8 protein-coding genes and 1 tRNA gene are annotated in these 9,791 nt (G+C 40.8%); all 9 read right to left on the reverse strand.

Annotation, left to right across the window (positions count from 1 at the left end):
- Positions 1–234 precede the first annotated feature (234 nt).
- Positions 235–309 (reverse strand) — tRNA-Gln (locus IG80_RS0101070).
- A gap of 220 nt (positions 310–529) precedes the next feature.
- Positions 530–1,489, reverse strand: a complete 960-nt coding sequence (gene mltG / locus IG80_RS0101075) for an endolytic transglycosylase MltG (protein ID WP_052045828.1) — start codon at positions 1,487–1,489, stop codon at positions 530–532.
- Between the two features lie 263 nt (positions 1,490–1,752).
- The gene (locus tag IG80_RS16060; protein ID WP_232224299.1) at positions 1,753–1,905 is read right to left on the reverse strand and encodes a hypothetical protein; all 153 of its coding nucleotides are present in this window, start codon (positions 1,903–1,905) and stop codon (positions 1,753–1,755) included.
- 291 nt (positions 1,906–2,196) lie between these two features.
- Positions 2,197–2,391 carry a hypothetical protein gene (locus IG80_RS0101085; RefSeq protein ID WP_032112237.1) on the reverse strand — a complete coding sequence of 65 codons (195 nt, stop codon included), beginning with the start codon at positions 2,389–2,391 and terminating at the stop codon, positions 2,197–2,199.
- 49 nt (positions 2,392–2,440) lie between these two features.
- A complete protein-coding gene (locus IG80_RS0101090) occupies positions 2,441–5,962 on the reverse strand; it encodes a translocation/assembly module TamB domain-containing protein (RefSeq protein WP_232224300.1) in 3,522 nt (1,173 codons plus the stop codon).
- Positions 5,916–7,793: an autotransporter assembly complex protein TamA gene (locus tag IG80_RS0101095; RefSeq protein ID WP_156961985.1), complete on the reverse strand. Its 1,878-nt coding sequence runs from the start codon at positions 7,791–7,793 to the stop codon at positions 5,916–5,918. Before IG80_RS0101095 ends, IG80_RS0101090 begins: the two co-directional genes overlap by 47 nt.
- Before the next feature lie 431 nt (positions 7,794–8,224).
- Positions 8,225–8,596: a 50S ribosomal protein L19 gene (gene rplS, locus IG80_RS0101100; protein WP_032112240.1), complete on the reverse strand. Its 372-nt coding sequence runs from the start codon at positions 8,594–8,596 to the stop codon at positions 8,225–8,227.
- Positions 8,597–8,612: 16 nt separating this feature from the next.
- Entirely contained in the window at positions 8,613–9,341 is a 729-nt protein-coding gene (gene trmD / locus IG80_RS0101105; protein ID WP_052045830.1) for a tRNA (guanosine(37)-N1)-methyltransferase TrmD, read from the reverse strand.
- A partial coding sequence (gene rimM, locus IG80_RS0101110) for a ribosome maturation factor RimM (RefSeq protein ID WP_032112241.1) occupies positions 9,342–9,791 on the reverse strand: 450 nt, incomplete at its 5' end.

A 9,791-nucleotide genomic window follows, 5' to 3' on the forward strand; every position in this document is an offset into this window, starting at 1 on the left:
GCCCTTTCGCTCTCATTCCTCCTATTTACCTGATGATTAGTAATCTGTGGCAGCACCAGCGAGGCGTATGTGGCAGCACACCAGCGAGGCGTATGTCGGACTTCCTCTGCTACAAGGATGGCAAGAGTTATGAGGTGAACAGAATTTTTATGGCTAATGTCGATTATTGAGATAATTTTCAGTCTAGAAACTGAATAAAGCGAGATTGAGTATATTAGGAAAACGAGCCATATATGGCTGGGGTGCTAGGATTCGAACCCAGGAATGGCGGGACCAAAACCCGCTGCCTTACCACTTGGCTACACCCCAATGCGATTATACTAAAAAGATACCAAATCTGTTAGAATTTGCAATACTTTTCTTTAACACTTTAGTAACCTACACCTAACTTTTTTCAAAAATCTTTTAAGATCAATAAGTTCACAGAATCTAGAAATGCACCAAATTTGCCCTATCTCCTCAATTATTACGCTATATCCTAATACTTGAAAAAACCAAAAACTCGCTTCTCCAAATAGTGTGGAGTATCTCATCCCCGATTACGTTCAAGGCGACGCCACGCATTAACATGGTTGGTATGTTGCGAATAAGTTTCACTAAAGTGATGCCCCCCGTTACCATTTGCCACAAAGAATAAATCCTCAGTCTTCAGCGGATTCACCGCCGCCTTTAGTGCATCCACACCGGGACACGCGATCGGAGATGGTGGCAGTCCCGCGATGACATATGTATTAAAAATCGTTTCAGATCTTAAATCCTGCTTGGTGATTGGGCGACCAAGCTTAATCTTGCCCAAAGTTAACCCGTAAGTAACAGTTGGGTCCGACTGCAATTTCATCCCCTTTTTTAAACGGTTAAGAAACACGGCTGCAATTCTTGACCGTTCTGACGCTTTCCCCGTTTCTTTCTCAATAAGAGAGGCCATAATAATGATTTCATGGGCCTCTTTATAAAGGCCTAATTCTTTGCTTTTTTCCCAAAGTTCATTGACCGTTTTAGTCATGGCTGCACTCATACGATCAATAATTGATTGCTTTGTATCGCCATACACATAAGTATAAGTTTCGGGAAGCAGCATACCCTCTTCTGGCGTATGAGAAATGGGGCCCTTTAGATTGTCAAGTGAGTTAATTTTCTCAACAACATCAGCAACCGTAACTCCTTCTGGAAAGGTCACTGAGTGAACAATGACCCGACCGCAACATAAAATTCGAATGATATGATAAGGAGTTGCATGTTCTGGAATTAAAAATTCCCCTGCTTTTAGTTTGCCCTGTTGTTGTGCAAGAAACAGAGCTACATAATAAACATAAGAGTTTTTAATGAGCTTTTTATCCAACAAAACCTTGATAATCTCTTCGTGGCGACTCCCTTTTTCAATTAAGATAACCGTATCTTGGCCGTGATCGACGCGTGTATACACCCCTCCTGGACCAAACATCAACCATAAAATAAGGGCAACTGGTACCAAAATTAAAGCGCTAAACATACTAAAAAAAATCTTTTTAATCACCCGAGTTTACCCTTATGCTAACAACATTGTTTATCTCAAATGTGGGAATGATCAGCACAATGTTCAATCAGAACCCTCGCCTCTTTGACCTTATCAAAATCTATTGGTCTATCTCATGGCGTGCAAATGTACTTGGCTTTACGATATTTATCATATTTTTGTGCTTAAACCTACTTTTCCTCAATTTATTAATAAATTCTGGCGAGCTTGAATTTTTTAGAAAATATATTTTTCTTTTTTTACCATTTTCCCCTGAGTTGCAAGACATAAAAGAACCTTCTCTCAGCATCAGCCTCTATTTCGGCTTTTGGAGTTTTGCCTGGGATTATCTTTTTTTCTGGTATGGGTTTAGACGGGTTTTGAAGTACCAAATTTATCCAGATTTCTTTCAAACAACCATACCTTTTGCAACTTATAGCAAGGTTTTCCTTGTTCCTCTTATGTTTATAAATTTTATTGATTTGCAACAGGTGGGGTTCAAGCATTCTGACTCAACAAGCTGTTTCGCAATAATGATTTTTGTTACGTTGATGTATTATAGCCTTATTTTTATTTTAATGAAACGTACTTTGAGAAAAATCACGAAAGCCTCCACCTAGAAAGGAGTTCTGGAGCTATTACCTAAAGGATATCAAATACTTATCGACCATATTAAGCCAAAAAGTCTATGATAATTATTACCCTCACCCTACCCAGAACGCTCTCAATAATGGCTTTTTCCAGTTTGAAACAGTTGAGCGACCTTCTGAAGCATCAGATAAAATTGTTGCTGCTTTAGCGGTAAATGACGCCCAATTTCGCGGCAATATACCCCAAACACGAGAAGAAACAGGACTATGCTCGGCGCGGTTATTAAGGCTTGAAATTTCATTTCCCATCGCGTTATTAAATCTTAGCTTTCCAACTAATATTACTTATAACAGCCGATTAATAGCGCTTTTCCCAGAAATATCCAACCGTTGCCCCTTTAGAACCGGCTTCAAGATTAACTTTGGTATCTTTTGTCACATCAATATTTACGATGGCTTTGGTATCTGCTTCAACACCTAAGCCTTGATCAACACCGAAATAAATGTGGTCATTTAGTTGCTTCCCAACCCGCACAGAATAGCCTGATGATATATCTTGTTGCTCAGTCCCATTCTCATCCGATGAATCATTGCTGCCCACAGAAAACTCGTCCAAACCAAAAGCATCTTGGAATTTATTAATCAAATTACCACCTTTATCGCGGGCTTTAATCGCGGCAAGCTTAGTCGCTAGCTGTAATGCTTGGGCTGAGGAAACTGAGTTTAAAGGCTTACCAAAGAGCAACAGCGACACCACTTCTTCCTGACCTAACACTGGCGTTGAAATAAAGTCAATTTTAGGATCTGTCGCAATTCCTCGCAGCCAAATCATAACGTCAACATCCCGGATTGTCTTTTCAACCTTAATATTCAAAAATGGAATAACATCATTATTCTGGTTGATAAAAGAAATTTTACTATCAGGGGCGATTGACATTTGTTTGCCAATAACATCTGCACGGCCACGAATTATCACCAGCTCACCTTTCACCTCGGGGTTATTGAGCGGCCCTATAACATGCAAATCGCCTTTCCATAAACTTTTGATTCCATGTCCTTCGATCAGCAGCTTGTTCGGAATGTGGACTTTTAAATCGTAGGTTGAAGCCATGGGAATTAGTGGGTGATTCTTAGGCGCTTTTCGCCGTAATTGCGTCTGTTCTGTGACTTCTATCAAATTGATATTTTTGATTTTTTGAACCGTATCTTCTAAAAATACATCCACAAAATTTGTTTGAATCTGCCCCTCGAGAACACAGGCACCCTTGTTTGTTGGCTTCAAATTAATCTGGCCAGTGACATTGATTGAGAGAATGTCATCGTTCGCTATTAACATATTCTCGAGTTTAAGGAATACCTGCGGCTGAATTGCCGACAAATCTGCCAGCTTCACAGAACCAATGCCTGTAAAAGTGCCATCACGGAAATCGTTCCCCGTCAATTTGGTGATTTGCAGGGTTGACCCGTTTAATATTGAGTGTACTTCAATATGGCGCAAAATTGTCCCAAATTCTGCATTTTCATATTCTCCCTCATGCAATATAAGAGTACCTCTATGGTGTAACTGCTGCAGTGTATTGCTCGTTGCAAGATCAATTTTTAATTGCCCTTTAAAGCGATCCCCCCACCAAATAAACCCATTCAAAACAGAAAGGTCAAGATGACCTTTTAATTTCGCCGAAACTTTTGCCGCTGCCTCCGGAATCAGTGTGGAAGTTAAAATAGTCCCCGCCGCTTCAATTTTAGAATTTTCAGAATCATGATAATTTAGCTTTAATGACCATTCGCTATCCCGAAATACAAGAGTAGTTGCCATTGACAATGATTTCATTGTTCTGCGTGATGTATTTTTTAAACTTAGATCTTCAATTGAAAGTTTAGCCACAACTTTGGGCGTCTTCTCACCCTTTATCTCAAGCTCTCCCTTAATTTTACCGTCCAATACCTGATCATTTACTAAAAAAGCAAGTATTGAGGGCCTAACAGAAGTCAATGTCAACTTCCCTTTATATATTTTGCCCAATTCGAGATTAGTAAAGACAAGTTCACCATTCCCGAGTTTTATCGTGTTCGCAGCAACCTTAAAAGTTTCGGGGGTGGCCTCTAAGTGAACTGGCTTTACAAGCTCAACAATCGCCTGATCTGCATAAAAAACGCGCAATTCTTTCAGCAGAACTTTCCATTGTTGCTCCACTGTAGCAAGAGTCCCGGCCGTTGACCAGGCCATATCTCCGCCTTTGAGATGGTGTTCAAAGAACCCTTTCCCTTGTTTGGTTTCTACTGAAAAAACAGCAGACTCAATATTAGAACGTTTATAATGTCCAATGCCTGCATTCAAGTTCACGGTAAAGTTTTCTGAATTTTTAAAGGCTATTTTGGTATTAAGCTTATGAAAGGCCAAGTCTTCATAAATAGCGTCATCAAATTTTAGGTCGATGCCATATTGTCCATCCTCATGATGGATTGCCCCATTCACCCGTCCGGCAAGATTCTGTCCAAACAATTTGGCCATAGACTTGATATTGTCTATCGCCACATGGAAATCAGCTTGCTTCAAGCTAAAAGTGGTGGTATCAACTACAGCATTCCCGTTGATTTTATGATCAATCCCTTTAAATTCAAACCCATCAAAATGTAATAATTCATCCTGCAAATAAAAGGTCCCATGCAAGATTGTTTCAAGATAAGGATGCCTAAAATTGGCATAAATTTGGCCTTTTTGGTGTTCATATACAACATTTCCCGCAAATTTATCTAAAGGGCGTCCCGCTAATGTTGGCCCAGTTAATAACCATTTCACATGGTGATCACTATTTAAATGACCCTCAGCGTTGATGGTGGCTTTCACATTGCCCCGTAGTTGAGAGTTATGGGGAAATAGATGCTCGGTATGAGCGCAATTAAACGTCAAAGCTGTTGTGTAAGTCCGCTCCGCCAATCCATAGTTTAGCTGCCAGTTGGCTTTAATATTGTTGGAAGTTGAAAAATCACCTAACCCGATAACATTTTTACCAGACTCATCGAGATTTATTTCAATTGCCAAATCCAACTGATCACCAATAAATTGATTCAGGTGCGTATTTACACTCAAGAAATTATTAATGGCCGCTGTACAGGAGCCCGTCACCCCTGTCCCATCAAGATTGGCCTCTAGATCGATATTAAACTCGTAATCACCTTCTTTAATTTGGGCGGCGAGCTCAGGTGCGATCGTTTTGAGCCGCGTGAGTGAATCTTTTGCTTCAGCAAAGACAATGAGTTTTTGGCCCGATGCGTGAATTTCAAGCTCAAGTAAATCTGCATCACCATGTTCAAATTGGTCAATTGTTTCGATAAATAACTTAAAATCTGCCTGATCAGCGCGTGCTAATGCTGCCTTACCGTGAATTTTGACGCCGCCTGAATACCAAGGAGAAATTTTAACATTGTTGATGAAATATTCACTAATCTCTACAGGGAGGGGTAGCGTACCCTTTTTCGCTGCTTTATCATGAGGGATAATGGGAAAGCGAATGATTTCTAATGTTTCAGCTCCAATCCTTTCAATCTCAATTTTACCAAAAAAGATACCTGCCCCAATCCAGGAAAATTGGAAACCGTGTATATCTAACCATAGCCCTTCCTGATCTGAAATTTTGACAGAATCAATCTTGACATCAAAGGGAAACTGGCCATGAATTCGACTAATATGTCCTTTCATCCCCTTAGGCAAGGCAGTATTCAATACCATTTCAGTGATCTTAGTATTGACCTTTGGTATTTGGATAATAAGCAGCATAGAAATAAAAGTCAGCAGCGCATAAATTGAGAATTTTTTAAAGGCTACTATCATCTTAAAACGCTTGTCCAATACTAAGATAAAGTTGAAAGGCAGAATCATAAGATTTACCATTAACAATGCGTCTTCTGCTTGGAAACGCAATATCGAATCGAACAGGGCCGATCGCCGTATAATAGCGCAAACCAACGCCATATCCCACTAAATAATGTCCAGATTCAGAGGAAGATGACTCCGCCTGGCCAACAGATCCCGCTTCAACAAAGGCAACCACACCAATTGTATCCGAAATTTTATAGCGTGGCTCAACCCCAAATTCCATTAATCTCTTACCACCTGTTGGATTACCCTCAATATCAGTAGGGCTAATTTTTTGAAAACCATAGCCGCGCACCGAATTGAGACCACCTGCATAAAAGCGCTTATCTAAAGGAATATCTTTATTATGGATATGTGTGATTTGCCCTAGTCGCCCCCAGAAACCAATTACAAAAACATCCTTTTTAATTAATCGCAGATAATAGTTCGCGTTCAATAAAAATCGCAGCATTTTCTTTGACTGGCCCAGCTTGCCAAAATAGGGCGTCACTTCACCGAATAGGCGCCACCCCTTGTAGGGGTTAATCGCATCATTACGCAAATCGATTAAAAGAGTCGCAGGAATTGAAAAATATTTATCCTGTTGTGTCACAATACGCGTTAGCTTTGAGTGCTCATATGCCAGTCCCAAGCTTGCGCGAACATGGTGCATATACCAATAATTAAGTCCGGCATACGTCTCATAAACTTGCCCTTTATAAGCCCTTGTGTTCTCATAACGCGCCTGAATCCAGGTGAGAAAATTTAAATCAGCTATAAAAACATCGGGAATTTCATAACTAGCGATCGCCTTAGATTCCTTTTGACTTCCTTTTACCTCTACTTTAACGATTTCCCCACCACCCAATAGATTCCGATGCGTCCAAGCAAGGCGTCCCCCTACCCCTTCTGAAGTAGCATATTCAACTCCAGCGCCCACCGACCGCGGCGGAGCCTCAACCAAATCTACTGTCATCGGTACTTCTTCACCAACAGCTTCCTCAAGCGGGGTAATCATCACTGCCGAAAAGAGCTCACTATCGATAAGGTTACGCTTTGTCCTTTCGACCTCCCGATCGTCATACACATGACCTTTTTGCCAAACAATGCGGTTACGAATATAGGTGGAATCAATGGTTTTAATCCCCTTAATAAAATTATCGCCGTATTGTCGAGCTCGATTCAAGGTTGCTTTAAATACCACATTTAAGGTTTTTTCATCTTTATCAGCTTTGCCATCTGGGATTTCCATTTTTACAAACGGATAACCATGATTTTTGAAGTATTTCTCAAGCCGTAAATTTGCCTCGAAAATTTTATCTTGATCCACCGGATCATCCACCTCAATTTCCATGACGCGCGCCAGCTTAGAAGGGGTTATATCAACATTTGAATCATGATCTAAAATCTCTAAACTAAAGCCCCCCAAACTATATTTAGGGCCTGTTTCAATGGCTATATTGACGAGTTTTGGTGAAGCTTGAATGTCTATTGCCGCCTCAACATTCGCCTCAAAATATCCTTTATGTTTTAGAGCCCGTCGAATATTTTTGACATCTTGGACAACACGATATCTCAATGCATTAGAGCTAATTGGGGGCTTATTTCGCAACAATTCTAGCTTTGAATTGGTCTCAATAAAGGATTCTAAGAACTCATCCCCTACCACGTTAAAATGAACATCATATTCTATGCCAGGATAGTCTGTCAAATTACGAGAATAGTCATTATCCTCTTTTGGGAACAGCCAGGAGCAACCCGATAAAAGTCCCATGACTATTGCCAGCAAAATTACACAACCAATTTTTCCAACATAATACAGTATTAGCTGCCCCACTATTTTATCAGCGCTCACTACTATCCTTGGGTTAGATGGAGTTCTTTGAAAAAGACTTTACGAAATCTTGCTCCACGGATCTAAGCTGTTTATATATGCCTGGATCCCCGAAGTAAGCCCAAGGGAACAGCAATGATCATCCTATGGCCCACTATAGCAAGGCCATCCCCATCTACAAACCTAAAAATGAAAGTTTTGATAGAATATTTAGATACCCTCGCCCCTCATTCACATAAAGATAATTTGGCGACATTTATAGGTGAAAAAGATAGCAATTTTCTTCAAGGGATCGGTATTTATTTCTAGAAATTTAGGGGCGTTTGTAATAAAAAAAAGCCGAAAATGGGTGGGGGAAAATGAGGGAGGAGAGAGGCGATATTTCCACAATTAAATTAATATAAAAAAAAGACGCCATAAAGACGCCTTTAAAAAAGAATAGAAACAGTTTGTTATTTTGCTGTTGTTTTGCGAGGGCGTTCAGCAATACGAGCACTTTTACCGGTACGTGTACGAAGATAATACAACTTCGCACGGCGAACATGACCAAAACGAATAACTTCAATGTTAATGCTTGGAGAGTAAAGTTGGAATACGCGCTCCACACCTTCACCAGAAGAAATTTTGCGGACACGCACAGTAGAGCGAATACCTGCATTACGGCGACCAATAACGACACCTTCATAAATCTGTGTACGTCTGCGTTCACCTTCCACAACTTTTACGTGCACGCGAACTGTGTCGCCTGCTTGAAATTCTGGAATTTGCTTGTCTTGCGTAAGATGCTCTAGCTGTTCTTGCTCAATTTGTTGCAACAGGTTCATAGTTAACTCCTAAAATTTACTTTTTTCCAATATGCTTCTGCCATAAATCTGGTCGACGCATTTGAGTTATTTTTTCTGCTTGATCCTGCCGCCAGTCAGCGATTCTTTGATGATCGCCAGAGAGCAGTACCTCCGGCACGATCTTATTTTTCCAGGATTGTGGTCTTGTATACTGTGGATACTCTAACAGCCCATTTTCAAAACTTTCATGCACTAATGATTCCTGTTTTCCAATGACCCCAGGAATTAATCGCGCGCAAACATCTAATAAAACAAGCGCCGGTATCTCGCCACCTGTTAGAATATAATCGCCTATGCTGATTTCTTCAAGCTCTTTTGTATCAATAACTCGTTGATCAACCCCTTCAAAGCGCCCACAAAGCAAAATAATGCCTGAATAATCGTGAACCAAATGCCGTGCATAAGCTTGTGTTAATGGTTTACCACGAGGGCTCATGTAGATGAGTTTACGCCCCGGTTGGCGTTCAAGCGCAGTCTCCAGTGCTCGATCAACCACATCTACCTTCATCACCATACCCGCCCCACCGCCATAGGGTGTATCATCAACGGTTGCATGTTTATCTAACGCATGATCACGAATCTGGACTGTATCCAGTCTCCATAGATCTTGGTCCAGACCATTTCCTAAAATAGAGTAACCTAAGGGGCCTGGAAACATTTCTGGAAAAAGCGTCACTGCTGTCGCATACCAGGGAGATTGTGATGTGGATTGGATGAGGGACATCTAAACTTTGCTATCTAGCAAAAACGATTTATCAATGGTAATAGACCGCGCAGCAACATCCACGGTAGGCACCGATTCTTTACGGAACGGAATGCTGTAAACATCCCCCGAGTTAAGATGAATATCCAAAAAATCTCCAGCACCATGATTGTGAACTGCCTGAACTTCACCTACAGAATCACCTTGAAGATCAATCACTGCCATTCCCATCAAATCTGTGTAGTAAAACTCTTCCTCTGCTAAATCAGGTAACTCTTCCCGCGTCACATAAAGCCTAATCCCTCGCAATGCCTCCGCCTGATTACGATCTGTTACTCCTTGCAAAGTAACTACCGCAGAAAAAGGTGTCGGCGTAGAAAGGATCCGAAACTTATAGACAGCACCAGCTTCATCTTTTAGGACATTATAATGAGAGATATTAGATGGACTTTCTGTGAACGTCTTTAGTTT

It is taken from the genome of Candidatus Paracaedibacter symbiosus, from assembly GCF_000757605.1.
Classification (GTDB): Bacteria; Pseudomonadota; Alphaproteobacteria; order Paracaedibacterales; family Paracaedibacteraceae; genus Paracaedibacter_A; species Paracaedibacter_A symbiosus.

Bases quoted from the DNA above. Each gene is read 5' to 3' on its own strand.
- IG80_RS0101085 (WP_032112237.1), bottom strand. From the start codon at position 2,391: ATGGGAAATGAAATTTCAAGCCTTAATAACCGCGCCGAGCATAGTCCT.
- trmD (WP_052045830.1), bottom strand. From the start codon at position 9,341: ATGTCCCTCATCCAATCCACATCACAATCTCCCTGGTATGCGACAGCA.
- mltG (WP_052045828.1), bottom strand. From the start codon at position 1,489: ATGTTTAGCGCTTTAATTTTGGTACCAGTTGCCCTTATTTTATGGTTG.
- rplS (WP_032112240.1), bottom strand. From the start codon at position 8,596: ATGAACCTGTTGCAACAAATTGAGCAAGAACAGCTAGAGCATCTTACG.
- IG80_RS0101090 (WP_232224300.1), bottom strand. From the start codon at position 5,962: ATGATTCTGCCTTTCAACTTTATCTTAGTATTGGACAAGCGTTTTAAG.